Below are 25,796 nucleotides of genomic sequence, written 5' to 3' on the forward strand. Positions count from 1 at the left end.
CCATCAGCGCATCAGACGAACACGCCAGAAGGATTGCCCATGTCCCGCACCGATCCCGAGACCACCCTGGAAGCAACTGTCGCCAGCCCTCCGATCAATGCCGAACGCCTGTTGCAGCTGATCACCGACGAATACGAAAGCCTGCCGCGCCAGCTCAAGCGCATCGCCAGTTACATGAGCCAGCAGAGCGACCGGATCATGGTCGATCGCATCAGTGACATCGCCCGTGAATGCGAAGTGCACCCCTCGGCCATCGTGCGGTTTTCCCAGCGTTTCGGCTTCAGCGGTTTCAGTGAAATGCAGGCGCTGTTTCGCGAGGCCTATACCCACAAGACCACACCGGTGCAGAACTACCAGCAGCGCATCCGCAGCATGATCGCCAACAAGTCGCAGAAAGCCAGCGGCGGCGACCTGGCGCGTGAGTGTGTCAACGCCACCCTGTCCGGCATCGAACGCCTGGGCCTGGAACTGGACGATGCGGCCTTCGAGAAAGCCGTGGACCTGGTGGTCAATGCCGACAACATCTATGTGGTCGGTGTGCGCCGTTCCTTTGCCGTGGCCGACTACCTGGTCTACAACCTGCAGCACACCAACAAGCGCATCCACCTGATCTCGGGGCTAGGCGGCAGTTATCGCGAGCAGATGCGCAGCGTGCGCGCCAATGACCTGGTGATTGCCATCAGTTTTACGCCCTACGGCAAAGAGACCCAGCACTGCCTGCGCATTGCCCAGCATCACCAGGCCAAGACCTTGATCATCACCGACAGCAACCTGTCGCCGCTGGCCAAGCGCGCGAATGCGGTGCTGTTGGTCAATGAAGGCTCATCGTTTGCCTTTCGCTCGCTGAGCGCCACCTTGTGCCTGTGCCAGGCGTTGTTTATTGCGGTGGCCTATCGGTTGGAATTGAAGGTGGATGAAATTCATGAGCAGGTCGGGTTCGACGACTGACGCGCTCCTACAGCAATTGCGCCAGAGCCCGGCCGTGGAAGCGGATCTGCGCGAGGGTCAATGCGGTGTAGCCGACAATCACGGCGGGCGGCAACGTTACATCGACACAAAACTTGCCCAGTGGCTGCAAACTCAGCCCGGCGTCGGCGGCACGGGCGCAGAAATCCGCCTCTGGCACCCCTGCCGGTAACCACAGCACAAAATGCAGCCCGGCCTGCTCGCCAGTGACCGTGACGTCCGGCGGGAGACAGGCGAGCAGGGCATCACGCCGCGCCTGATAGGCCTGACGCGAAGCGCGCAAATGCCGCACAAACGCACCGCTGCCAAGAAAGTCCACCAGGCCCGACTGATCGCTGGCGCCCACCGAATGCCCGGTCAGTTGCAAGGTGCGCAGCAGTGACGGACGCAGGGTTTTGGGCACCACCATGAAACCGACTCGCAACCCTGGAAACAGGTTCTTGTTGAAGCTGCCGCAGTAGAGCACGCGGTCGTTCGCATCCAGGGACTTGAGCGCGGCCAAGGGTGCGCTGTTGTAGTTGTACTCGCTGTCGTAGTCGTCTTCGACCACCCAGGCATCCGCTCGATTTGCCCAGTCCAGCAATGCCAGGCGGTGCGACACCGACAGGGTCACGCCCAGCGGGGCCTGGTGCGCGGGGGTCACATACACCAGTTGTGCGTGTGCGGGCAACTGAGCGGTATCGAGCCCTTCGGCGGTGACCGGGATCGACTGCACCTGTGCGCCGGCCAGCTTGAACAGACGCCGCGCCGGGGTGTAGCCGGGGTCCTCGACGCAGGCCAGGTCACCCGGTTGGAGCAGCGTGCGGGCGATCAGGTCAAGGCCATGACGAATACCCGTGGTGACAATCACTTCATCCGCCTCGCAGTGCATGCCGCGATAACTGCGCAAGTAATCCGCAATGTGCTCACGCAGGGCCGGCAGCCCACCAGGATGCGCGGCCTCCAGTACACCAGGGCCTGCGGCCAACAACCCACGGGCGACGCAACGCGCCCAGGCTTTCAGGTCGAACAGGCCGGCATCCGGGCGCCGTGCGACAAAGGGCACATGGCTCTGTACCCCGGCGTGGGGTGGGTCGGGGTCAACCGGGCGGCGCAGCATTTGTTTTGACGCCGGGGCCGCAATAAATTGCTCGGGAATCACCGCGCGCACCCGCGTGCCAGAGCCCGCCACGCGCTGCACATAGCCTTCGCTGTGCAAGCGGTCGAACACGACCTCAAGGGTGCCGCGCGAAACCTGCCAGCGCTCGGCCAGGCTGCGGGTCGATGGCAAACGGCTGTCGGCCGGCAACTGCCGAGTCAGGATCGCCCCCCGCAAAGCCTCATAGGCGCCCTGCTGTTTACCCTCGCCCAAGTTGTCCGGGCGCGGCAAGTCAAGGTTGGAGGCGGCTTTTCCTCGGCTCATAGTGGTCCAGTCCTTCCATGCACAAGTGGTTCTGCGGATTAAACCACAACGCCGCTAGAGTCCGGGCTCTACCCCTCGCGAAGTAACCGCCCATGACGCAACGCATTCTCGCTCCCTGGTTCTGGCTAACGCTGCTGACGGTCCTGGTGGGCTTGCCGCGCCTCACCCTGGACCTGCACTTGCCCGCCCTGCCCGCTATGGCCGACTACTTCCAGACCTCCGATAGCCAACTGCAGCTGGTACTGACGCTCTACACCCTCGGATCGGCGATTTCCTTGCTGGTCAGCGGCCCGCTTACCGACCGCTTCGGCCGGCGTCCGGTGTTGCTGGCCGGGTTGACGATGTATGTACTGGCAACCCTCACCTGCGCACTGGCCGACAGCCTGAGGGTATTGATCATTGCGCGGCTGTTCCAGGCCCTTGGCGGGTGTTGCACCACGGTAATAGGCCGGGTGATCGTGCGCGACTATTTTGCCCCACAGGAGCAGGCGCGCTTGCTGGGGTTGATCTCCATGGCAATGGCGGTCTCGCCCATGGCCGCGCCGGTGCTTGGCAGCGTGCTGTTGCCCCTCTTGGGTTGGCGGGGTTTGTTTGTTTTGCTGGCGGTGATTGGCAGCCTGTTGTGCCTGGTGGTCCAGCGCCGCCTGCCGGAAACCCGTCCGCCACAAGTGGCCGCCGCGCCACCCACCCACTTGCTGAGCATCTACGGCCAACTGCTGCGCGACCGCTATTTCCTGCGTTATGCCTTGGCGATCGGCTGCGTGTACAGCACCTATTTTCCGTTTATCAGCGAGTCTTCGGCGTTGCTGCAACGCGGCTTTGATTTATCGCCGAGCGCCTACGCCCTGGTATTTGCCGCAACGATCAGTGGCTATATGTTCGGCGCCAACCTGTTCCGCCGCCTGGTAGCGCGGTTCGAGGCAGACCGCTTGATCAGCTTCGCCATCGGCCTGAATGTGCTGGGCAGCGTACTGCTTGCGACGGCCACGACACTGCTGGCGCAGGATTGGCTGGCGATTGTGTTGCCGATGGTGGTGATCATGGTGTCGGTGGGGCTGACGATGCCCGCCTGCCAGTTGTCGGTGTTGCAGCCCTACGGCGCGATTGCCGGTACGGCGTCGGGGTTGTTCTTTTTTATTCAGATGTTTGTGACGGCTGTGAGCAGTTGGGCCACCGGGCTGCTATCGGATGGCACTGCACAACCGTTGGTAATCATGACATCGCTGGCCAGCACCTTGCTGGTCATCAGTTGGCTGACGTTGCGCAAAACGAAAAGTGGGAAGGAGCAAAGCCCTTCCCACCCTTTACCGAGCCAGGCCCGGGTTTAGTGCATGAAGATCGCGATCAGAATGATCACCGGAATCGGCACGCCGAGGAACCACAGCAGTAATGAGCGCATGATGCTTTCCTTAAATGAATGGGCCTTGAATTAACGAACGTAGTTTTCGGTTTCGACGTACACCACGGCATCCCGGCGGCGACCGCCGAAGGTGGCAGCGAAGCTGGCGAAGAATGCACCGATCAACAGCGCCACGAAGGTCCACAACGAGGTATAGGCAGCCACTTTCGCGGCGGTCTCGGCGGCCTGCTTGGCTTTGAGCTTGGCGTCTTCGATGGCTTTACGGGCATCTCCGTACACTTTATCGATACGCGCTTCGGCATCGGCCTGGCTGAGGTTGGTGCGCTGGGTGATCAACTGGGCCAGGTAGGCACGGTCTTCGGCGGCCAGTTGACCGTCATTGCTCAGGGTCCGGGCGAAGATACGGCCGACCACGGCATGGGCCGCATCGTCGCTGACCCCGGCTGGGCGGTCATCGCGGAACAGGCTGTCGACGTAGTAGCCGAAGTCGCCGCTGTCGGCACCTTTGGCTGCGCTACCGGCTGCTTGGGTCAAGCCACTGGCGGCGCCCGACGCAACGCTGGCACCGGCTTTCACACCACCACTGACGACACTGCTGACCGAACCGACCACCAGCATTGCCGTGATCAATGTGGCCACGGCCCACGCCAGGAAACCATGGGCGGTATCGCGAAAGTACACTTCATCGCCATGCATGTTGGCCCACTTCACCCGCAAGCGGCCGGCGATGTAGCCACCCAGGCCCGAAGCAACGATCTGGGTAAAGGCCAGCCAGACAATCGTGGAAATGCCAAGGCCCTTGGCACTGATACCGCTATCGGCCCACGGCGACACCGCCGAAAAGCCCAGGCCGAAGCCCAGCAGCACCAGAATCAGTGACAGCGCAGCCGCCGCAGCGGCCCCGGCGAAGATCGCCCCCCAGGAAACCCCGGAGAGCGTGCTTGACTCTTGCAGCGCGGATGAGGATGTGATCATTGTTGTTTTGCTCCAGGCATGAAAAATAGTGTTACAAGTCTCAAAAGGGACAGTGCAGGCACCATGCCAGTCGGCAAATAATTTAAATTCCTTGTATTTCAATAAGTTAATTAAATTGAACTTACTTAAGTCATGCAAGTTGCAAGAAACGGCCGTTAAGGGCGGGCGATATGCATTCATGTGGGAGGGGGCTTGCTCCCGATAGCACTGTGTCAGTCAACAAACTCTTGCCTGAGACACCGCTATCGGGAGCAAGCCCCCTCCCACATCGATTCGTGCCAGTCATGAACAGGTGGCAGTTTTGCCAAGATGAAGTTTTATTTAGGAAACATTCAGCAACTTCTTGGCAAAATGACGTCCACTTCTAGTGTGAACGCTCACCAGGTAATCCTATGACCCGCATTTTGACCATCGAGGATGACGCCGTAACGGCCCGCGAGATCGTCGCCGAGCTGAGTAGCCATGGACTGGACGTAGACTGGGTAGACAACGGCCGCGAGGGCCTGGTCCGCGCCGTAAGCGGCGATTACGACCTGATCACCCTCGACCGCATGTTGCCCGAACTGGATGGCCTGGCCATCGTTACCACCTTGCGCACGATTGGCGTATCGACGCCGATCCTGATGATCAGCGCCCTCTCCGATGTCGACGAGCGTGTACGTGGCCTGCGTGCCGGCGGTGATGACTATCTGACCAAGCCGTTCGCCTCCGACGAAATGGCCGCCCGTGTCGAAGTGCTGCTGCGGCGCAAAAGCACGGTCAAGGAGTTCGAAACCGCCCTGCGCGTGGCAGACCTGGAATTGAACCTGATCAGCCGCGAAGCCAGCCGCGCCGAGCAGCCGCTGACCCTGTTGCCCACCGAATACAAACTGCTGGAATTCCTGATGCGCAACACCGGGCAGATCCTGTCGCGGATGATGATTTTCGAGGAAGTCTGGGGTTATCACTTTGACCCGGGCACCAACCTGATCGATGTGCACATCGGTCGCCTGCGCAAGAAAATCGATCCCCCGGGCCTCACGCCGCTGATCCGCACGGTACGAGGTTCCGGGTATGTCATTGCTGAACCCCTCTAAGGGCTGGCGCTCTTCCAGCAGCCGCCTGCTGGCGCTGTACAGCTCGTTGTTCGTGGCGTGGAGTTGCATCCTCATGGGGGTGCTGTATTACGAGGTGTCGGGCTACCTCAGCGACCTCTCGCGCCATTCTCTTCTGCAACGCCAGCACTTGTTCCAGCGCTTCGACGGCGAAGCCCTGGTGGAAGCGCTGACCACCAGCATGACCTTCGACATGAAGGGCGTGGATGCTTATGGCTTGTTCGATGAGCAGTTTCGGCCCTTGAGCGGGCCAATCCGCACGGTACCGGCGGACCTGCCCCTGGATGGCAAGATCCACACCCTGGCCAATTGCGTCGAATCCGATGACCCCAAGCTGCCCAAGGACAGCTGCGATGCCGTGGCCACCCACACCGACGACGGGCGCTGGCTGGTGCTGGTGCGCGCCAACGGGTCGTTGTTCGGTGTGACGCGGATCATCTGGCATGCCCTGCTGTGGGCGCTGTCGTTGACCATCATCCCCGGCGCTGCGGGCTGGCACCTGCTGCGCCGGCGTCCGTTGCGGCGCATCCGCGGGATCCAGGCCAGCGCCGAAGCCATCGTCGCCGGCGACCTGACGCACCGCTTGCCGCTGTCCAATCGGCGCGACGAACTGGACATGCTCGCGGCCATCGTCAACGCCATGCTCGAACGCATCGAGAAACTGATGAACGAGGTCAAGGGCGTGTGCGACGCCATCGCCCATGACCTGCGTACCCCCCTCACCCGCCTGCGCGCACAGCTTTACCGCATCAAGCAGCAAGCCGAGGAAGACTCCGCCCACGCAGTGAAACTCGATGACGCCATTGCCGAAACCGACACGCTGATGGCGCGCTTTCGCGGGCTGCTGCGCATTTCCGAACTGGAAGATCACCAGCGCAGGTCAGGCTTCCTGGTGCTGGACCCGCTGCCGTTGCTGCGCGAATTGCATGACTTCTACCTGCCCCTGGCGGAGGAAGGTGAGATGGAGTTGGTATTGCAGGCTCCCGAATCGCTGCCGTGGGTAACGGGCGACCGCGCCCTGTTGTTTGAAGCCTTGGCCAACCTGTTGAGCAATTCGATCAAGTTCACTCCGCCCAATGGCAAGGTCATCCTGCGAGCGGTCAATGATATGGGCAGTACGCGCATTGAAGTGCTCGACTCGGGGCCCGGAATTCCGGCGGCTGAACGCGCGTCGGTGTTCCAGCGCTTTTATCGGGTGGATGAAAACGATCAGCAAGGTGGCTTTGGTCTGGGGCTGTCGATTGTGGCGGCGATCATCAACCTGCATGGCTTCAAGCTCGACGTCGGTACCAGTGAGCTGGGCGGCGCCCGACTGGTGCTGGAATGTCGCCAGCAGTTGATACCTGAATAGGTCAGATGGGGTCATGAAGACCCCTGCCACATTGTGCCTAGAGCACACTTCCCATGGCTTTGATCAACACCGGATCAAGCGCATAGATATCCGGCGCATAGACCAGGCTCCCCTGACGATCCACTTCCACCGTCCAATACCCCAACAGCACCGGCACCGGGGTGGCCAGTCTGAATTCATGGGTCAAGCCGGTGGCCAACAGTTCATCGGTACGGGTGCGTTCGGCCGGGGTCACCAGCAGGTCACGCAGCAGCAGCGGTTGCTCGACCCTCACACACCCCGAACTGAACGCCCTTGGCCCCTTGGTAAACAGCGGCTGGCTGGGCGTGTCGTGCAGGTACACCGAGAACGGGTTGGGGAAGCGCATCACGATCTTGCCCAGCGGGTTGCGCGGGCCAGCCTGTTGGCGCAGCAGGATATTACCAGGGCGCGCCCAATCGACCTGCTCGGGGGTCAGCGGATGACCTTCGGCGTCGAGTACTTGCAGGTTTTGCTGGCGCAGGTACTCGGGGTTGAGGCGGATAGCCGGGAGCTTGTCCTCGCGCATGATGGTCGGCGGGATGGTCCAGGTGGGGTTGAGGGTCAGCCGCGTGATGCGCGACTTGAGCAGCGGTGTCTGGCGTTCGGCGCGGCCCACTTGCAAGCGGGTTTGCCACACAGGGATGCCGCTCTGGTACACGCTCAATTGCGCGGCGGCCACATTGACCACTACGCCTTCAGGCTCAAGGTCCTGGGCCAGCCAGCGGAAACGCTCCAGGTTGATGCGCAGTTGCTCGCGGCGTACCGCCGGGCTGATGTTAAGTTCGGCCACGGTGCCGGCGCCGATCACGCCATCGGCTTGCAACGAGTGGCTGAGCTGGAACGCCTTCGCCGCCTTGACCAGGTCGCCCTGATATTGCTTGCCGTTGGGCAACTTGGCCAGATAGCCGCCACTGTGCAGGCGTCGCGCCAACTCCGGCACGCGCGGGTCTTCCATGCCGGGGCGTAACAACGGGCCACTACCCACCGCATCCCAGTGCGGTAAAGGCTGCTGGCGCAGGCTGGAATAGACGTTGCGCAGGCTGCGGTACAAGTCTGCACTTGGGCGTGCCTGGTCAAACGCTTTGGCCATGTCCTGCAAGCCGGTGGCGGCAAATGCCAATACTACGGTGTTCGGGTCCGTCGCAGGCGGTTGCGAATGCCAGAGCGGTTCATAGCGCGATTGCAGCAGGCGCCCGTAATGCAAATCGTGCAGGGCTTGCAGGTATTGCTGACTGGTCGCGATATCGCTGCACAGCACGTTGGCCGTGGCATCTACCGCAGGCAAGCTATAGTGGGTGGGGTCCAGGCCGTCGTCGGCCAGCATCAGTAACTGGGTTTGCAAGGCTTGCCGGGACTCGTCGGCCGACCATAACGGTGCATTGCCTTGCTGCTGGTAAAAGGCTTGCAGGCGCACTTGGGCGGTGGCATCGACCCGCGAGACCAGGTGGGGGCAGACGCTGGGCAGTTGCGCCAGCGCCTGCTGTACCGGCGCCAGGTCGACGGGCGCAGGCGTGGTCACAGGTAGCTGCTCAGGCGCCAGCGCATCGGCTGTCGCGACCAATGGTGCAACGAGCAGGCAAATGCTCAAGTAACATGCGTGTTTTTTGAACAATTGACTTAGCTCCACTCCACAGCGGGGGAATCGACTGTAGATGCTGACTTTTATGCGCCACCTCGGCTTGATCACCGGGGGCCTGGCTTTACTGAGCAATTTTGCGCTCGCGGCCACTGGCACCCCACCTTCCTTGTATAGCAGCCTGGCGCGCTCGGCTCCAGAACTCAATCCCACTGTACTCAAAAGCGCCCTGAGCGCGGTGCAGTGCGCTGTCAATAACGGCGAAGAACGTTCCGATCGCCTAGCGGTTATTGACTACTCCCAGCCCTCGACCGCCCGTCGGCTGTGGATCTTCGATTTGCGCAAACAGACCCTGCTGCTGCGTGACCTGGTGGCGCATGGCGCCAAGTCCGGGGAAAACTTCGCCACCCAGTTCTCCAATCTCGAAGGCAGCCATCAATCCAGCCTGGGCTTGTTCCGCACCCAGGAAAGCTACCTCGGCGCTCATGGCTACTCGCTGCGCATGGATGGCCTGGAGCCCGGCTTCAATGACCTGGCGCGCGACCGCGCCATCGTGATCCATGCCGCCGACTACGTCAGCCCGTTGTGGAGCAAGCGCGAAGGCCGCATCGGCCGCAGCCAGGGCTGCCCGGCAGTACGCCCGCAGGTCGCCCGTCAAGTGGTAGACAAGCTCAAGGATGGGCAGTTCATGTTTTCCTGGTACCCCGACCAGCGCTGGTTGAAGTCCTCGACGTACCTCAATTGCAAGCCCCAACAGGTAGCGAGTAGTCGTACAATCCGTGGCGGATAGCCTGTCCCCACAGATAAAAGAGAGCCTCGCATGCTTCTACACACCAGCACCTGGATCGAAATCGGGCAGTTCCTGGAACGCAGCCGCACGGTCGTGATCCCCATCGGCTCCAACGAACAACACGGCCCCACGGGCCTGCTGGGCACCGACTGGATGTGCCCGGAGATCATCGCCCATGAGGCGCAAAAAAACGCCGACATTCTGATCGGCCCGACTTTCAATATCGGCATGGCCCAGCACCACCTGGGGTTTCCCGGCACCATCTCGCTGCGCCCTTCCACCTTTATCGCCGCGATTGGCGATTGGGTGCGTTCGCTGGCCGGGCATGGCTTCGAGAAAATCCTGTTCCTGAACGGCCACGGCGGCAATATCGCCACGATCGAAGCGGCGTTTTCCGAACTGTACGCCGAAGCCAGCTTCGCCCGCCGCCCGGCCGGGTTTGCGCTGAAGCTGGTGAACTGGTGGGACCTGGAAGGCGTCACCGACCTGGCCCAGCGCCAATTCCCGGTCGGCCACGGCAGCCACGCCACGCCGTCGGAGATTGCGGTGACGCAGTGGGCTTACCCGCAGTCGATCAAGTCTGCCGATTACTCACCGCAAATTGCCAACACCGGGCCGATCCGCGAGGCGCTGGACTTTCGCGCGCGCTTCCCCGATGGCCGCATGGGTTCGGACCCGGCGCTGGCGACGGTGGAGAAAGGTGGTGAGTTGGTGGCGTTGGCGGCGCTGGGGCTGATCAAGACCGTGAGCAGTTTCAGCAACGAAGCCAAACCCTGAGCCGAGTATTGGTCCAAATGTGGGAGGGGGCCTACTCCCGATAGCAGTGTGTCAGTCAGCTCATCTGTAGCTGACCCACCGCCATCGGGAGCAAGCCCCCTCCCACATTTTGAAAGGCATTGCCTTTCAGAACGGGCTTACTTGCAGTCCTGGGCCGCCTGCTCAAGCCGCGACGGTTTGATCGCAGAGGCCAGCGGTTTGCGCTCATACAGGAACACCTTGGTGCCGTCCTGGGACTTGTAGGCTTCCAGCACATCATCAGCAGCAATCTTGCTGGTCAACAGCACCTTGGCGTGACGCGAATTCTGCGTCACGGTCGAGGTGATGCCGTGTTTTTCCAGCTTGGGCAATACGCATTGCACATAGCCTTCGGGGGTCTTGTCGGTTTGCAGGGTCAGCGATGGGGCATTGGGAGCCGTGATACAACCGGTCAGCAACGAGGCTGCAAAAGCCAGGGCCGGGGCGAAAAAAGAGCGCATACAGATTCCTGAAAATAACCAATAGGGTTCACATCCACTCGCGAATCAACCTGCGCGAACCAGGGCCTTGAGCGACACATCGAACTGCTTCAGGGCATCTTGCTGTACATCTCGCTGCGGCTCGATCAGCGCGGCAATCTCCGGCGCCGCCTTGCCGTGCACCCACACTGACGGCACTTGCCTGTCCACCGAACCTTCGGCCTTGGCGATGTATTGCAGGTTCGCGTCATAGAAGCGTGCTGCAAAGCGTGCCTCGACCCGGTCGTTACGCTGGGTCAGCAATTGGTTATGGGTATCGAGCACCACCACCACATCCGGATGCGCCTGCACCATGTCATCCAGGCTGCCATAGACCGTCACCGAGAAAAAAGCGCCCTGCAGCGAGTTCATCAACCAGTCGATGGCCAGCTCGGGATCGGAGCTGTTGACGAACGCCTGGCGAATCCGCCCATCCAGAGCATCCTTGGCGCCGTTAAGTGCCATGGCATGGTAGCGCTCAAGGTAGATGAGGTTGTCGCGGGTATTTTCGCTGAACAACACCCCTACCCTCTGGGTGCGTTGCAGGGATTCTACGCTAGCGGCCAGCGGCAGCAAATGGCCTGTACGCAGCTCATCGGCAATCGCCGGGGTGGTCATGAGGGTGGTGCCCAACATCAGGGCCATTAAAGCAAGCTGGATAATCGTCCTCATCGCGCATTTCCTTGAGCTGCGTCTGGATGAGCAGATTCTGCGCGCTTGGCGAAAAAACAGAACTTGTGATCCTTGATGGTGACTATCATTTGAACCGATAGTGTCAGGCAGCCCATAAAACCTATAAGGACCCCGCCATGAAGCCCTACCAGAAAACCTTCGACCGTATCCGCGATGCCGTACTGCCGGAATTTCGCGAGCGGGTCGCCGATTACCTGGTCGAGTATGAAGAAGTGTTGCTGGACCCAAGTGCCGACGCCAAACAACGCTCGGCCAGCGCCCAGCAACTGCGTGGTTACCTGCGGGGCTTGAACACCATGCGGGTGCTGGGTATGGCCCACTGGGAGGACCTGGACCGACGTGTCGAGGAAGAGTGGCAGCTAGAGCACAGGCCGTCGCAGGTTGACCCACTCCCGCACTGACGGCCGTTGCCACTGGCGTTGCGCGTACATCACCAGCTCGGCCGGCACGGGGTCGCCGTTGAGGATCAGGCGATTGAGCATCACCGCCAGGTCTACATCGGCGATCGACCACTCGCCAAACAAATGCTCAGGGTTGCCTGCCAGGAGAACCTGCGCCGCGCCGATCAACTTACGCGCAGCAGCCTGAGCCACCGGCGATAAAGGTGGCATCTTCTGCCCGCAGAACACCACCAGCGTCGAGCGTTCCTGGCGAATCGGCAGCAAGTCGCTGCGCAACCATGCCTGAACCTGCCGCGCCCTCGCCCGCTGCTGTAGATCAGCCGGGTAAACACTGATCTGGGGGTACGCCTGGTCCAGGTACTCAGTGATTGCCGAAGATTCCGACAGCGTAAAATCACCGTGCTCCAGAGTCGGTACCCGTTGGGTCAGGGAGCGCTGGGCGTAATCTGCCGACTGGTTTTGCCCAGCATCCAGGTCCAGGGGGGCCGTGTCGAACGTCAGGCCTTTTTCACGCAGGGCCACGAAAACCGACATGGCGTAGGGGCTGGTGAACAGCGAATCAACGTAGAGGCGCAGCGGGGGTTGGCTCATGGGCTATCTCCGAAGATGAAACGCCACGCTACGAGATTCAGGTCGATAAGGACAATGCAGGGTTTTTATGGGGGCATTCCTGGTGGGAATAGCATCAACCAGCGAAACCACCCGCTTTGAGGAACAGGTGCTCCTGCTCGGTGGTGACCCTGCCCAACACCGCATTGCGATGGGGAAAGCGCCCAAACCGCTGGATAATATCGGCATGTTCCCTGGCCCAGTGATAGGTGCTGGCGTCCAACTGCTGGTTAAGCACCAACGAGCGCTGCTGGTCTTGCGGGTCTTCCGAATGCTCAAACGGTAAATAACAAAACGCGCGTAACTGGGGATCGATCTGTTGATCCAACCCGGCGTCCACCATCTGCTGCGCATACAGACGCGCCAGCGGGTCGGTGGCGAACATATGCGCAGTGCCGCGAAAGGCGTTGCGCGGGTATTGGTCCAGCAGGATCAATAACGCCAGTGCGCCGTCGGCCGTGGCCAGCCAACCGTCCAGCTCGCGCCGCGCGGCTTGCATATGGGTGGCGTGGAAGGTGTCGCGAAAGGCTGTATCGAAGCCATCGTCCTTGGCGAACCAACGCTTGGGCCCCGCCTGTTTCCAGAATTCGATCACGGCCTCGGCTGATTGCGTCTTCATGCTGATCATCATGTGCCTCAATAAATGTTATAGGATAACGTCAATTATTTGCCCGCTTGTGATTCCCACTTATGACTGACGCTACTACCTTACGCCAACGCCTGCAGTCCATCGACGCCCTGCGCGGCCTGGTGATCCTGTTCATGCTACTGGACCACGTGCGTGAAACCTTCCTGTTGCATCGCCAGGTCAGCGACCCCATGAGCATCGACAGCACCGAGCCTGCGCTGTTTGTCAGCCGCACCCTCGCCCATCTCTGCGCGCCGGTATTTGTGTTGCTCACTGGATTGTCGGCGTGGCTGTACGGCCAGAAGTATCAGGGGCGACGCGATGTGTCGGCCTTTTTGTTCAAACGTGGGCTGTTTCTGGTGGTGCTGGAATTCACCTTGGTCAACTTCGCGTGGACCTTCCAGTTGCCGCCCAGTGTGATCTATATGCAAGTGATCTGGGCCATCGGCGTGAGCATGATCGCCCTCGCAGCACTGGTGTGGTTGCCGCGCCCGCTGCTGATCAGCTTGGCGCTGATGATCATCGCCGGGCATAACCTGCTCGACGGAGTGCACTTTGCCCAGGATTCGGCGTTGCAGAGTGGCTGGTCAATCCTGCATGAGCGCAGCTGGATCGAGGCGTCGGAAAACCTGCGTCTGCGCGTGACTTATCCGGTGCTGCCGTGGATCGGTGTGATCGCCCTGGGTTATGGATTCGGGCCATGGTTTGCCGCTACCGCACTACCGGCTGTGCGTCAGCGTCATTTGCTGATCGCGGGCGTGACGGCATTAATGGGTTTTGTGCTGCTGCGGGCAGTCAATGGCTACGGCGAGCAGCCTTGGTACGTGTATGACAATGGCGTGCAGACCCTGATGAGCTTCTTCAACATCACCAAGTACCCGCCGTCGCTGTTGTTCCTGGCGTTGACGTTGGGGGTTGGGTTGTTGCTGTTGCTGGCATTCGAACGCGCTGGGCATAAGCGCTGGATTGGCGTGCTGGCGGTGTTTGGCGCAGCGCCGATGTTCTTTTATCTACTGCATCTGTATGTGTTGAAGGTACTGTATGTCGCCTGTGTGGCGTGGCTTGGGCTCAACCACGGCAACTATTTCGGCTTCGACAGCATCGGTGCGGTGTGGCTGACAGCTTTGGTGTTGCCGCTGGTGCTATACCCGCCGGTACGTTGGTTTGCCGGGCTCAAAGCGCGCCGGCGCGATATCGCCTGGCTCAAGTACCTCTGACCTTACGCGGCTCAAAATGTGGGAGGAGGCTTGCTCCCGATAGCGGTGGATCAGTATCCAATTCCTTGGCTGAACTACCGCTATCGGGGCATAGGTATCTACACAACTTTGTAGCTGCCGACCGTAACCACGATGCGAAGCGAGCCGCTCTTGATCTGCTTTTGATCTTGATCTTAGGCGCCCCCCCAAATCAGTGTCGGATTACGGGTACACCGAGCCGAAGCGAGGTGCCGAGTGGTGGGGCAAGAGCGTTTGGGTACTTTTGCGCTTTTCAAAAGTGAGCCGCTGTAAAAGCGGAACCAATATCAGCCGTTACCGCAGGAATGGATATGTACTCGGTATAACTGTGTCGGCTGTCAGGCCGCCATCGGGAGCAAGCCCCCTCCCACATTTAGATCCTGGGGTGTCGGGTAGAGATGCTTCGGCTGTCAGGCCGCCACGGGGGCAAGCCCCCTCCCACACTTGCAGACAATATCAGGCCAATTCGGCGCGCAGTTGGCGGGCGGCGGTGACCATGTGAATGAGCGCCGCCTCCGTCTCCGGCCAACCGCGGGTCTTCAAGCCGCAATCGGGGTTGACCCACAAACGCTCTGCCGGAATCCGCTTGGCGGCCTTGCGCAGCAAGTTAGCCATCTGCGATACATCCGGCACCCGTGGCGAGTGGATGTCATACACACCGGGGCCGATGTCGTTCGGGTAGTCAAAGGCTTCAAAGGCATCAAGCAACTCCATGTCCGAACGCGACGTTTCGATGGTAATCACGTCGGCATCCATCGCTGCGATCGACTCGATCACATCGTTGAACTCGCTGTAGCACATGTGAGTGTGGATCTGGGTTTCGTCGCGCACACCGCAGGCGCACAGGCGGAACACTTCAGTAGCCCAGTCCAGGTAGTGTTGCCACTGCGCCTGGCGTAACGGCAACCCTTCGCGGAACGCGGCTTCGTCGATCTGCACGATCTTGATGCCAGCGGCTTCCAGGTCCACCACTTCGTCACGAATCGCCAGGGCCAGTTGCCGGGCCTGCACTTCGCGGCTCACATCTTCCCGTGGGAACGACCACATCAGCATCGTTACCGGGCCGGTCAACATGCCCTTCAATACCTTGTCGGTCAGCCCCTGGGCGTAGCGGATCCACTCCACGGTCATGGCTTTCGGTCGGCTCAGGTCACCGAAGATCACTGCCGGCTTCACGCAACGAGAACCGTAGCTCTGCACCCAGCCGAAACGAGTGAACGCGTAGCCATCCAGTTGTTCGGCGAAGTACTCGACCATGTCGTTACGCTCGGCCTCACCGTGCACCAGCACATCCAGGCCGAGGTTTTCCTGCACCTGGACAGCGTGCTTGATCTCGCTGTGCATGGCTTCGACGTATTCGGCTTCGCTCAACTTGCCAGCCTTGTACGACTGGCGCGCCAGGCGGATCGACGCGGTCTGCGGGAACGAACCGATGGTGGTGGTCGGCAACAGTGGCAGGTTCAGGCCGGCGCGCTGCTTCTCGATACGCTGGGCAAACGGCGATTGGCGCTGGCTGTCCTGCTCGGTGATGGCGGCGACGCGGGCTTGTACGGCAGGCTTGTGGATCCGTGTCGATGCCTGGCGAGCAACCTGTACGGCACGGCTTTCAGCCAGGGCGGCAAGTACAGCGGGTGCCTCGGGCTGGTCGACAGCCTGGGCCAGCAGCGCCACTTCTTCGCACTTTTGCACGGCAAAGGCCAGCCAGCTTTTCAACTCGGCATCCAACTTGTCTTCACGGCCCAGGTCGACCGGGCTGTGCAGTAACGAGCAGGACGGCGCGACCCACAGGCGATCGCCGAGCTTCTCATGGGCATGCTGCAACGTGGCCAGGACCCTCTCCAGGTCGCAACGCCACACGTTGCGGCCATTGACCACGCCCAGGGACAAAACCTTATAGGCCGGTAAGCGATCCAGGATGGTCGGGTACTGTTCCGGTGCTCTCACCAGATCGATGTGCAGGCCATCCACCGGCAAGTTGGCCGCCAGGCCGAGATTTTCTTCCAGGCCACCGAAGTAGGTAGCCACCAGTTTTTTCAGCGGGTCCCGCTGGATCAGGTTATAGGCACGCTCAAACGCGTTCTTCCAGTCCTGCGGCAAGTCGAGCACCAGGATCGGCTCATCAATCTGCACCCACTCAACGCCCAGGTCCGCCAGGCGCTGGAAGATCTGCCCGTACAGCGGCAGCAAGCGCTCAAGCAGATCAAGCTTGTCAAAAGCGTCGCCCTTGGCCTTGCCCAGCCACAGGTAGGTCAGTGGGCCAATGACGACAGGCTTGACGGTGTGGCCCAGGTCACGGGCTTCCTTGACCTCTTCGAACAGTTGATCCCAACCCAGGTGGAACTGCTGATCGGCGCTGAACTCCGGCACCAAATAGTGATAGTTGGTATCAAACCACTTGGTCATCTCCTGGGCGTGAGCACCGCCGCAGCAGTTGTCACTGACGCCGCGAGCCATGGCGAACAAGGTGTGCAACGTGGCGTGGCCATCGGCCGGGCGGAAACGCTCGGGGATCACGCCAAACATCAGCGAGTGAGTCAGCACCTGGTCGTACCAGGCGAAATCACCAGCAGGCAGCAGTTCAATACCAGCCTGTTTTTGCAGCGCCCAATGGGTCTTGCGCAGGTCACGGCCAACGGCGCGCAGGCCGGCTTCGTCGAGCTCGCCTTTCCAGAACGCTTCCTGCGCTTTTTTCAGTTCACGATCGCGTCCAATGCGCGGAAATCCGAGGGAATGAGCGACTGCCATGACGTAAAGCTCCAATGTCGATGTTTATGGCGCTCATTGTCGGCAGTCGGCAATAGTGAGACAAACTCATTTAATTCTAGATCATCACAAGATCCATTCATGTTCGTACGACTGCGCATTGCCCATAACCGCACTGGCAGTTATTACCGTCATCCTAACGAACGGTCACACTCGTTCCGTATGCTTAAACGCAAGCGCGCAATTTCCGCCCGCTAACCTTTCGATCTGCCCCAAGTGCGGGCACAATGCGTGTCCTTTTTTGGCAGGCACCGCCGCAGGCTCTCAAAAATGATCAAAACGCCGTACTACCTCATCGATAAACAGAAGCTTCTGGTCAACATGCAGAAGATTGCCTACGTGCGCGAGCAGTCCGGCGCCAAGGCTCTGCTGGCGCTCAAGTGTTTTGCCACTTGGTCGGTGTTCGACTTGATGCAGCAATACATGGACGGCACCACCTCGTCGTCGCTGTACGAGTTGAAGCTCGGTCGCCAGAAGTTCGAAGGTGAAGCGCACGCCTACAGCGTGGCCTGGGCCGACGATGAAATCGAAGAGATGCTCGAGAACTGCGACAAGATCATCTTCAACTCCATCAGCCAGCTGCAGCGCTTTGCCGAGCGCAGCGAAGGCAAGACCCGTGGCCTGCGCGTAAACCCGCAGGTGAGCAGCTCCGATTACCTGCTGGCCGACCCTGCGCGCCCGTTCAGCCGCCTGGGCGAGTGGGACCCGGTGAAGATCGATGCCGTGATCGATCAGATCTCCGGCTTCATGTTCCACAACAACTGCGAGAACGGCGACTTCAACCTGTTCGACAAGATGCTCGGCACCATCGAGGAACGCTTCGGTGAGCTGCTGCACAAGGTCAAGTGGGTCAGCCTCGGCGGCGGCATCCATTTCACCGGTGAAGGCTATGCGCTGGACGCGTTCTGCGCACGCTTGAAGGCGTTTTCCGAGAAGTACGGCGTGCAGGTGTACCTGGAACCCGGCGAAGCAGCGATCACTAATAGCGCCTCCCTGGAAGTCACCGTGCTCGACACCCTCTACAACGGCAAGAACCTCGCCGTGGTAGACAGCTCCATCGAAGCCCACCTGCTGGACCTGCTGATCTATCGCCTCAACGCCAAGCTGGCGCCGAGCGAGGGCGAACATACCTACATGGTGTGCGGCAAATCCTGCCTGGCCGGGGACATCTTCGGCGAGTATCAATTTGATCGTCCGCTGGCCATCGGCGATCGGCTGTCGTTCATCGACACCGCGGGCTACACCATGGTCAAGAAAAATTGGTTCAACGGCCTGAAAATGCCGTCCATCGTAGTGAAACAACTCGACGGTACAGTCGAGGTGGTTCGTGAATTTGGTTACGACGACTACCTGTCCAGCCTTTCCTAAGCTGGCGGATATAGGAGAAATAAAGCAATTGAAAAAGAACGTTCTTATCATTGGTGCAGGAGGTGTCGCCAAGGTGGTGGCCCACAAGTGCGCGCAGCACAACGACGAACTCGGTCGTATTGCTATCGCGTCGCGCAACATCTCCAAATGCCAGGCCATCATCGACAGCGTCAAGGCCAAGGGTAGCCTCAAGGTACCCGCCGATATCCAGGCCTTTGCGCTGAACGCCCTGGACGTGGAAGCGACCAAGGCCCTGATCCGCGAGACCGAGTCGCAGATCGTCATCAACGTAGGTTCCGCGTTTCTCAACATGTCGGTGCTGCGTGCCTGCATCGACACGGGCGTTGCCTACCTCGACACCGCCATCCACGAAGAGCCGGGCAAGGTCTGCGAGACCCCGCCGTGGTACGGCAACTACGAATGGAATCACCTGGAAGAATGCAAACAGAAGAACATCACCGCCATCCTTGGCGTGGGCTTCGACCCGGGTGTCGTCAACGCGTACGCCGCGCTGGCGCAGCAACAGCATTTCGACCGCATTGATTCGATCGACATTCTCGACGTCAATGCCGGCTCCCATGGCAAATACTTCGCCACCAATTTCGATCCGGAAATCAACTTCCGCGAATTCACCGGGCAGGTGTGGAGCTGGCAGAACAGCCAGTGGACCAGCAACACCATGTTCGAAGTCAAACGTACCGACGACCTGCCGGTAGTCGGCTCGCAAAACCTCTACCTCACCGGCCACGATGAAGTGCACTCGCTGTCGAAAAACCTCGACGTGCCCAACGTGCGGTTCTGGATGAGCTTTGGCGAGCACTACATCAACGTGTTCACCGTGCTGAAAAACCTCGGCCTGCTCTCGGAAAAACCGGTCAAGACCGCCGAAGGCCTGGAAGTGGTGCCGTTGAAAGTGGTCAAGGCCGTGCTGCCCGACCCGTCATCGCTTGCCCCGGGCTACACCGGCAAGACCTGCATCGGCGACCTGGTCAAAGGCACCAAAGGCGGCCAACCACGCGAGATGTTCATCTACAACGTGGCCTGCCATGAAGAAGCCTTTGCCGAGACCGACAGCCAGGGCATCTCCTACACCGCAGGCGTACCACCGGTAGCCGCAGCGCTGCTGGTTGCGCGTGGTGAATGGGATGTGAAGCACATGGCCAACGTCGAGGAACTGCCGGCTGAGCCGTTCCTCAAGGCGTTGGATGTGATGGGGTTGCCGACTCGGATCAAGGACGAGAACGGTGATCGGGCTTGGGATGCGATTGCCTGAATAGGTGATTGCTGACTGACAAAAAATGCGCCCCCAGGGCGCATTTTTTGTTTGGGCAAGCACACCACAATCCACGCAAGATAATCGCCAATCCATCTAAGCAACTGTCAATTCTCACAGGTTAAGGGCCGCACAAATTCCACTAGTCTGACTCACTTATCCCCTCACCATGTGCGAAAGGAATCGTCATGAGTCCGCAAAAACAAACCAACGACCTCACGGTACATCTGGCCTGGCTGCTCTACAGCATTGCCTGCTATCTGATTTTCCTGACCGTGTTTTTATACCTTATAGGCTTCACTGGTAGCGTGCTGGTGCCCAAAGCCATTAACGATGGGCAACCTGTCAACTGGCCGCTCGCAGCGCTGAGTAACGGCCTGCTGATGATTCTGTTCGGTGCCCAGCATAGCCTCATGGCACGTAGAAGCTTCAAGAACACAATGACCACACTCATTCCCCCCGTGGCTGAACGCTCCACCTATGTACTGCTCAGCAGCCTGGTGCTTGGGTTGATGTTCTGGCTGTGGCAACCCATTCCATACACCGTCTGGGAGGTTGAAGCGGCTTGGGCCAAGGCACTGTTGTCAGGTGTGTTCTGGCTGGGCTGGGGCATGGTGTTGCTGGCAACCTTCCTGATCAGTCACTTCGAGCTGTTCGGGTTAAAACAGGCCGTTGATCATTGGCGAAACACCCCACAAAAGGCGGCGATATTTAAAACGCCGCTGTTCTACCGTGTCGTGCGTCACCCGATGTACCTGGGATTTTTGATCGCTTTCTGGGCAACCCCGCATATGACGGCAGGCCATCTGTTGTTTGCGCTGGGGATGTCGGTTTATTTGTTCGTGGGTGCCCGTTTCGAAGAAAGGGATCTGGTGCAGCTGTTTGGTGAGCGGTATCGACGCTACAGGCGTGAGGTGGGCATGATTGTGCCGCGCCTCAAAAAGCCACGTCGCTAGATTCCTGCAGGAGCGAGTTTGCTCGCGAAGATCGTCAAGGATGACGCAGGCAGCCTGGATGAACGCTGGGCATCTGCCGGATGCTGAAGGCGCGCAGTTGCTGGTAGACAAAGTCTTGGTGAAGCCTGCCCCGCCGCATAAAGCCAGGCCGTACACCACTCCCCAGAACACTGAAGATGCAAATGTGGGAGGGGGCTTGCTCCCGATAGCGGTGCGTCAGTCAATTAATTTATATCTGACACACGGCTATCGGGATCAAGCCCCCTCCCACATTGTGTTTTTATAGCGCCTGTTGATCAGCGTTCCACTCGCCCCTAGAACACCGACCACCCAATCCGCTCACTCAACAATTCCAACGCCTTCATCCCCGCCAGCGAGTTCCCTGCCGCGTTCAACTCCGGCGACCACACGCACACCGTAAACTGCCCCGGTACCACCGCGACGATCCCCCCGCCTACCCCGCTCTTGCCCGGCAACCCAACGCGATAGGCAAAATTGCCCGCCTCGTCATACAGCCCGCTGGTGGCCATGATCGAGTTGACCTGCTTGGTCTGGCGCGCTGTCAAAATCTGCTCGCCACTGTGGGCACTCACGCCTTCATTGGCCAAGAAACTGAAGGCCCGGGCCAAGTCCAGGCAGCTCATCTGCAGCGCGCAATAGTTGAAGTAGCTGTGCAGCACCGCGTCCACATCGTTATGGAAGTTGCCGAAGGATTTCATCAGGTAGGCCATGGCCGCATTGCGCGCACCGTGCTGGGCTTCGGATTCGGCGACCACGCTATTGACCAGGATCTGCGGGTTACCCGACAGGCGCCGTACAAAGTCGCGCATCGACAAGATCGGCACCGCAAAGCGCGATTGGTTGATGTCGCAGATCACCAGAGCGCCGGCATTTATAAACGGATTGCGCGGGCGGCCGCGTTCGAATTCCAGTTGCACCATGGAGTTGAACGGCTGCCCCGAAGGTTCGTGGCCCAGGCGTTCCCAGATGCTCTCGCCGCCGTGATCGATAGCCTGCACCAGGCTGAAGACCTTGGAGATGCTTTGCACCGAGAACAGTGTGTCGGCATCACCGGCGCTGTAGGCCGTGCCATCGTTGCCGTAGACCGCAATGCCCAGTTGGTCGGCGGGCACGTCGGCCAGCGCAGGGATGTAGTCGGCCACATTGCCGAGGCCGATCAGGGGGCGCACTTCGTCGAGAATCGACTCGAGCAGCGCCTGCATATCTTGTCCTGTCATCTTTGTTTGAATCAGTGAAAAACCAGGCGCGCAGGATACGTCAATGGGCGCGGAAGCCCCACACAATCTCTACCACCCGCTCGGCAACCACCACGTACACCAGGATCAACAACAGTTGTAGCGCCAGGTGATAGCGCAACTTGGCCAGCCTTCGAATGCCGTCACTGACGTTCAGCAACATCAACAGCGTCGACAGGATAATCAACCCCCAACCGGCGACGTTGGAGGCGAACACCCCGATAAACAACTCCTGTTGCCCCACCAGCGTATTGGTCCCCGCTGCGAACAACAGCGCGCACACCAGCAGGTTCTTTACGTTGTCGAAGATCTGTGTGCTCAGGTCGTTGTCCAGCAACGCCAGATATCGCGTCCATAACGTGCGCATACTTGAGTACCGATTGGGAGGGCTCGTCACTCAAGGTAGTTCATTTGCAGGCGCTGTCGAGCCAAGGCGAGGCATTAGAAATGCGCCACGTCCGAGAACAGTTTTTTAGAGGCCTTATCTATAAACGCTCTCCATTTGAGATCGAAGCCAAAAAACAGCTTCTATAATAATCAATCATAATTATTCTTTAATTTTATAATTAGGTTAGAACCAATCGGCATTTTACAGATTCGCCCGTGAGCCCTACTTTCATGCGACGGACCGACCCCCTGCCCGGTGGAGGCTTGTTTACCGACCTCGACAAGGACCTGACCATGAGCATCGAATTCATCGGCTATATCGGCGGCCATCACGCCTCGGAAATCCACCCGCGCAGCGGCCCGACTCTGCAACCGGACTACGTTGAAAGCGTCGCCCGTGCCCACGAAACGGCGGGGTTCGACCGCGCCCTGGTGGCATTCCATTCCAACAGCCCGGACAGCACGTTGATCGCGGCCCATGCGGCCAGCGTCACCACCCGACTGCAATTTCTTATCGCCCACCGCCCGGGCTTTGCCCAGCCCACCCTGGCTGCCCGCCAGTTCGCCACGCTGGATGTGTTCAACGGAGGGCGTACCGCCGTGCACATCATCACCGGTGGCGATGACAACGAACTGCGTGCCGATGGCAGTCATATCGGCAAGGATGAACGCTATGCGCGCACCGACGAGTACCTGAGCGTGGTGCGCCAGGAATGGACCAGCGAGCATCCCTTCGACTTCACCGGCACGTACTACCAAGTGCAAGGCGCGCACTCCACGGTGAAGTCGCCGCAACAACCGCATATTCCACTGTACTTTGGCGGTTCCTCAGCTGCTGCGATCGCAGTGGCCGGCAAGCACGCGGATGTGTATGCGCTGTGGGGGGAGACCTATGAACAGGTACGCGAAGTGGTGACCCAGGTGCGGGCAGAAGCGGCCAGGCATGGGCGTACGATTCGCTTCAGTTTGTCTCTACGGCCGATCCTCGCCGAGACCGAGGAACTGGCGTGGCAACGTGCCGAGCAGATTCTGCAGCAGGCCACAGCACTGGCCGAGCAGCATGGCTTTGTGCGCCGTGAACCGCCGAATGAAGGCTCGCGGCGGTTGCTGGCGGCGGCGGCACAGGGGTCGCGGCTGGATAAGCGTTTGTGGACCGGGATCGCCGGGTTGCTCGGGGCGCAGGGCAACTCCACTTCGTTGGTGGGCACCGCAGAACAAGTTGCAGAGGCACTGTTGGATTACTACGACCTGGGAATTACCACTTTCCTGATTCGCGGGTTTGATCCGCTCAATGATGCGATCGACTATGGCAAGAAGTTGATTCCCCTCACCCGCCAGTTGGTCGCAGAGAGGGAACAGGCCCAACAAGTAGCTTAAGAACAATGCGGGAGGGGGCTTGCTCCCTCCCACATTTGATTTGCTGCGCACTCAGGATCAGTTCTTGTAGTCAGTATCAGTGCGCTCCAACTGGCGTACCAGCGCATTCCAATGCCGTGCCACGCCCGGCCCTTCCCCATTGCTGAACACCTTGGCCTGCTGCTCGACCTTGGCTACCACCTCTGCGGGCGGGAAAACCAACTCGGCATTCCCCGCCGCCTGCGCAGCAATCTGGATATTGCACGCGCGCTCCAGGCCTTGCAGTTGCTGAAAGGCGTGCTCGACGCTGACACCCGCCGTCAACAAGCCATGGTTACGCAGGATCATCACGCTCTTGTCGCCCAAATCCGCGACCAGCCGCTCGCGCTCGTCCAGGTCCAGGGCCACGCCTTCATAGCCGTGGTAGGCCACGCGCCCTGAGAACGCAATGGCGTGCTGGGAGATCGGCAGCAAGCCGCCCTTCTGCGCCGACACGGCAATGCCGTCGCGGGTATGGGTGTGCAGCACCGCTTGCAAATCGTGGCGCGCGCCGTGAATGGCACTGTGGATCACATAACCGGCGTAGTTGATGCCAAGGCCCGTAGGGTCATCGACGAGAGTGCCGTCCAGATCGACCTTAACCAGGTTGGACGCAGTGATTTCATCGAACAACAGCCCAAAGGCGTTAATCAGGAAATGCTCATCGGGCCCCGGCACACGGGCCGAGAAATGGGTATAGATATGGTCGGTCCACTTGTACAGGGCCGCCAGGCGATAGGCGGCGGCCAGTTTGACACGCACCTCCCATTCCTCTGGCGTAACACGTTGGCGGACAGTATTGGAAACACTCGATAGCGAGGTGACGCTGCTCATGACAAAACTTCCTGGATGGCCTTAAGGACGTCAGGCCAGCCTAGGGGAAGCAAAAAAATAATAAAAAGCACATTTTAATCTAAGCTAATTATTATTTTTTTCATATCACGCCACTTCCCGAACCTTATGCAAAGAAGCCGCCACCCATTGCCCGAACGCATCCACCGGCCCTTGCAGGTTGCCGAGAAAGTGCGGATAGATCAGCCACAAATCCATCACCGGTTTGAAATCCTTGAGCGGCATCACTGCCAGGTGCTCGCGCTGAGCGCTGCGTTCCAGCAACGGACGTGGCACCAGGCCAAGGCCCAGCCCATCCGCCACCAGACCCAGTTGCAACTCGGTGCCGAAGGTTTCCAGGTTGACCCGCAACGCCAGGCCCTGGTCCGACAAGGTGCGCTGCAACCCGGCACGGAAGCCGCAACCATCCGGGTTGAGGATCCAGCCGTTCTGGTACACGTCCGCCAGCTTGCAAGGCTTCTTCGGCAGCTGCGCCTTGGCACAGACCACTACCAGTTCCATCTTGCCGATGGACTCGCCGACAACGTTGTCCGGGAAAATCTTGCCCGCCGGGAACAACGCCACCGCCGCATCCAGTTCGCCGCGTTCGATCTTGCCGACCAATTGGCTGCCCCAGCCGGTGGCAACCTGGGCGCGCAGGTCGGCGTATTCAGTGCGCAGGTGCTTGAGCGCATCCAGCAACACCACATCGCCAATGGTTTGCGGGACGCCCAGGCGTAACACGCCGGTGGGCGGTGCATCGGTGGCCACCAGTTCGCGCAGGGCATCCATCTCACGCAAGATCAGCCGGCATTGTTCATAGACGCGGGTGCCGATCAGCGTCGGCTTGAGGGGTTTGGTGTTGCGGTCGAACAGCTCCACCCCCAGCGCCTGCTCAAAGTTCTGCACACGGCGGGTAATAGCCGGCTGGGTCAGTTGCAACGACTCGGCGGCATGGCTGATGGACTGGCAACGAATCACTTCGACAAAGGCATCGATATCGTCAATTTTCATTTGGGCCGCACATAGAGATCAGTCATTAAGATGTGCGTGAAGCATAGTTGTCGCACACCGCTCTGGATAGCCCACCTTGGGATCGATAACGTCTAACGCTATTCACGGCGGTTCTAAATTACCTGTGGCTATAAGCTAATCATTAAAAAATAGCATATTAACTATAAACATTATGCTT

Annotated in this window: 24 protein-coding genes; 12 read left to right on the forward strand and 12 right to left on the reverse strand. The window is 59.8% G+C overall.

Annotated features, from left to right (window positions below; genetic code table 11):
* Nucleotides 1-39 precede the first annotated feature (39 nt).
* Entirely contained in the window at nucleotides 40-948 is a 909-nt protein-coding gene (locus tag JH25_RS24185; RefSeq protein WP_032876193.1) for a MurR/RpiR family transcriptional regulator, read from the forward strand.
* Nucleotides 949-955: 7 nt separating this feature from the next.
* On the opposite strand, the gene pdxR is transcribed toward JH25_RS24185, so the two are convergent.
* Nucleotides 956-2,368, reverse strand: coding sequence for a MocR-like pyridoxine biosynthesis transcription factor PdxR (gene pdxR, locus JH25_RS24180; RefSeq protein WP_032876196.1), 1,413 nt, complete (start codon nucleotides 2,366-2,368; stop codon nucleotides 956-958).
* A gap of 92 nt (nucleotides 2,369-2,460) precedes the next feature.
* Between pdxR and JH25_RS24175 the strand changes: the two genes are divergently transcribed.
* Nucleotides 2,461-3,696 (forward strand): multidrug effflux MFS transporter, encoded by a 1,236-nt coding sequence (locus JH25_RS24175; RefSeq protein ID WP_032876199.1) that lies wholly within the window; start codon nucleotides 2,461-2,463, stop codon nucleotides 3,694-3,696.
* Nucleotides 3,697-3,797: 101 nt separating this feature from the next.
* Here the strand turns inward: JH25_RS24175 and JH25_RS24170 are convergent, their stop codons facing one another.
* A complete protein-coding gene (locus tag JH25_RS24170; RefSeq protein WP_032876200.1) occupies nucleotides 3,798-4,703 on the reverse strand; it encodes a hypothetical protein in 906 nt (301 codons plus the stop codon).
* A 392-nt stretch (nucleotides 4,704-5,095) separates the two neighbouring features.
* On the opposite strand from JH25_RS24170, the gene JH25_RS24165 reads away from it, so the two are divergent.
* Both JH25_RS24165 and JH25_RS24160 read left to right on the forward strand, forming a co-directional pair.
* Entirely contained in the window at nucleotides 5,096-5,779 is a 684-nt protein-coding gene (locus tag JH25_RS24165) for a response regulator transcription factor (RefSeq protein ID WP_005787712.1), read from the forward strand.
* Nucleotides 5,757-7,148: a sensor histidine kinase gene (locus tag JH25_RS24160; RefSeq protein WP_032876203.1), complete on the forward strand. Its 1,392-nt coding sequence runs from the start codon at nucleotides 5,757-5,759 to the stop codon at nucleotides 7,146-7,148. The genes JH25_RS24165 and JH25_RS24160 overlap by 23 nt, the downstream gene beginning before the upstream one ends.
* 37 nt (nucleotides 7,149-7,185) lie before the next feature.
* Here JH25_RS24160 and JH25_RS24155 read toward each other — a convergent pair whose 3' ends face one another.
* Entirely contained in the window at nucleotides 7,186-8,781 is a 1,596-nt protein-coding gene (locus tag JH25_RS24155) for a L,D-transpeptidase family protein (protein ID WP_032876206.1), read from the reverse strand.
* A 40-nt stretch (nucleotides 8,782-8,821) separates the two neighbouring features.
* Here JH25_RS24155 and JH25_RS24150 point away from each other — a divergent pair, with 40 nt between their 5' ends.
* Both JH25_RS24150 and JH25_RS24145 read left to right on the forward strand, forming a co-directional pair.
* Nucleotides 8,822-9,535 carry a murein L,D-transpeptidase catalytic domain family protein gene (locus JH25_RS24150; protein ID WP_032876209.1) on the forward strand — a complete coding sequence of 238 codons (714 nt, stop codon included), beginning with the start codon at nucleotides 8,822-8,824 and terminating at the stop codon, nucleotides 9,533-9,535.
* A gap of 30 nt (nucleotides 9,536-9,565) precedes the next feature.
* The gene (locus JH25_RS24145; protein WP_032876212.1) at nucleotides 9,566-10,312 is read left to right on the forward strand and encodes a creatininase family protein; all 747 of its coding nucleotides are present in this window, start codon (nucleotides 9,566-9,568) and stop codon (nucleotides 10,310-10,312) included.
* Nucleotides 10,313-10,449: 137 nt separating this feature from the next.
* On the opposite strand, the gene JH25_RS24140 is transcribed toward JH25_RS24145, so the two are convergent.
* Both JH25_RS24140 and JH25_RS24135 read right to left on the reverse strand, forming a co-directional pair.
* Nucleotides 10,450-10,791, reverse strand: coding sequence for a hypothetical protein (locus tag JH25_RS24140; protein WP_032876214.1), 342 nt, complete (start codon nucleotides 10,789-10,791; stop codon nucleotides 10,450-10,452).
* Between the two features lie 45 nt (nucleotides 10,792-10,836).
* The gene (locus JH25_RS24135; protein ID WP_032876216.1) at nucleotides 10,837-11,481 is read right to left on the reverse strand and encodes a hypothetical protein; all 645 of its coding nucleotides are present in this window, start codon (nucleotides 11,479-11,481) and stop codon (nucleotides 10,837-10,839) included.
* Between the two features lie 137 nt (nucleotides 11,482-11,618).
* On the opposite strand from JH25_RS24135, the gene JH25_RS24130 reads away from it, so the two are divergent.
* On the forward strand, nucleotides 11,619-11,903 hold the full coding sequence (locus tag JH25_RS24130; protein WP_032876218.1) for a hypothetical protein: 285 nt from the start codon (nucleotides 11,619-11,621) through the stop codon (nucleotides 11,901-11,903).
* Here JH25_RS24130 and yfcF read toward each other — a convergent pair.
* Nucleotides 11,862-12,494 carry a glutathione transferase gene (gene yfcF / locus JH25_RS24125; protein ID WP_032876220.1) on the reverse strand — a complete coding sequence of 211 codons (633 nt, stop codon included), beginning with the start codon at nucleotides 12,492-12,494 and terminating at the stop codon, nucleotides 11,862-11,864. The two genes, JH25_RS24130 and yfcF, sit on opposite strands and share 42 nt — an antisense overlap.
* A gap of 94 nt (nucleotides 12,495-12,588) precedes the next feature.
* Complete coding sequence (locus JH25_RS24120; protein WP_032880980.1) at nucleotides 12,589-13,131, reverse strand: DUF924 family protein; 543 nt, start codon at nucleotides 13,129-13,131, stop codon at nucleotides 12,589-12,591.
* A 71-nt stretch (nucleotides 13,132-13,202) separates the two neighbouring features.
* Here JH25_RS24120 and JH25_RS24115 point away from each other — a divergent pair, with 71 nt between their 5' ends.
* Nucleotides 13,203-14,357, forward strand: coding sequence for a DUF1624 domain-containing protein (locus JH25_RS24115; protein ID WP_032876222.1), 1,155 nt, complete (start codon nucleotides 13,203-13,205; stop codon nucleotides 14,355-14,357).
* Nucleotides 14,358-14,831: 474 nt separating this feature from the next.
* Here the strand turns inward: JH25_RS24115 and metE are convergent, their stop codons facing one another.
* Nucleotides 14,832-17,120 carry a 5-methyltetrahydropteroyltriglutamate--homocysteine S-methyltransferase gene (gene metE, locus JH25_RS24110; protein WP_032876225.1) on the reverse strand — a complete coding sequence of 763 codons (2,289 nt, stop codon included), beginning with the start codon at nucleotides 17,118-17,120 and terminating at the stop codon, nucleotides 14,832-14,834.
* Between the two features lie 288 nt (nucleotides 17,121-17,408).
* On the opposite strand from metE, the gene JH25_RS24105 reads away from it, so the two are divergent.
* The 3 genes from JH25_RS24105 to mddA all read left to right on the forward strand — a co-directional run bounded on the left by JH25_RS24105 (nucleotide 17,409) and on the right by mddA (nucleotide 20,735).
* Nucleotides 17,409-18,506, forward strand: coding sequence for a carboxynorspermidine decarboxylase (locus tag JH25_RS24105; protein ID WP_032876228.1), 1,098 nt, complete (start codon nucleotides 17,409-17,411; stop codon nucleotides 18,504-18,506).
* 28 nt (nucleotides 18,507-18,534) lie between these two features.
* Nucleotides 18,535-19,779 (forward strand): saccharopine dehydrogenase family protein, encoded by a 1,245-nt coding sequence (locus JH25_RS24100; protein ID WP_032876231.1) that lies wholly within the window; start codon nucleotides 18,535-18,537, stop codon nucleotides 19,777-19,779.
* Between the two features lie 188 nt (nucleotides 19,780-19,967).
* Complete coding sequence (gene mddA, locus JH25_RS24095) at nucleotides 19,968-20,735, forward strand: methanethiol S-methyltransferase (protein ID WP_050549297.1); 768 nt, start codon at nucleotides 19,968-19,970, stop codon at nucleotides 20,733-20,735.
* A 314-nt stretch (nucleotides 20,736-21,049) separates the two neighbouring features.
* Here the strand turns inward: mddA and glsB are convergent, their stop codons facing one another.
* Both glsB and JH25_RS24080 read right to left on the reverse strand, forming a co-directional pair.
* Complete coding sequence (glsB, locus tag JH25_RS24085; protein WP_032876236.1) at nucleotides 21,050-21,958, reverse strand: glutaminase B; 909 nt, start codon at nucleotides 21,956-21,958, stop codon at nucleotides 21,050-21,052.
* Nucleotides 21,959-22,013: 55 nt separating this feature from the next.
* Nucleotides 22,014-22,358 (reverse strand): hypothetical protein, encoded by a 345-nt coding sequence (locus JH25_RS24080; protein WP_032876239.1) that lies wholly within the window; start codon nucleotides 22,356-22,358, stop codon nucleotides 22,014-22,016.
* Nucleotides 22,359-22,672: 314 nt separating this feature from the next.
* Here JH25_RS24080 and JH25_RS24075 point away from each other — a divergent pair, with 314 nt between their 5' ends.
* Nucleotides 22,673-23,755, forward strand: coding sequence for an LLM class flavin-dependent oxidoreductase (locus tag JH25_RS24075; RefSeq protein WP_032880982.1), 1,083 nt, complete (start codon nucleotides 22,673-22,675; stop codon nucleotides 23,753-23,755).
* A 57-nt stretch (nucleotides 23,756-23,812) separates the two neighbouring features.
* Here the strand turns inward: JH25_RS24075 and JH25_RS24070 are convergent, their stop codons facing one another.
* Nucleotides 23,813-24,607: a class II aldolase/adducin family protein gene (locus JH25_RS24070; RefSeq protein ID WP_005787679.1), complete on the reverse strand. Its 795-nt coding sequence runs from the start codon at nucleotides 24,605-24,607 to the stop codon at nucleotides 23,813-23,815.
* Nucleotides 24,608-24,712: 105 nt separating this feature from the next.
* Nucleotides 24,713-25,618 (reverse strand): LysR family transcriptional regulator, encoded by a 906-nt coding sequence (locus tag JH25_RS24065; protein WP_032876242.1) that lies wholly within the window; start codon nucleotides 25,616-25,618, stop codon nucleotides 24,713-24,715.
* Nucleotides 25,619-25,796 lie beyond the last annotated feature (178 nt).

Origin of the sequence: Pseudomonas sp. BRG-100, assembly GCF_000737955.1 — a bacterium.
In the GTDB taxonomy this organism is placed as follows: domain Bacteria; phylum Pseudomonadota; class Gammaproteobacteria; order Pseudomonadales; family Pseudomonadaceae; genus Aquipseudomonas; species Aquipseudomonas synxantha_A.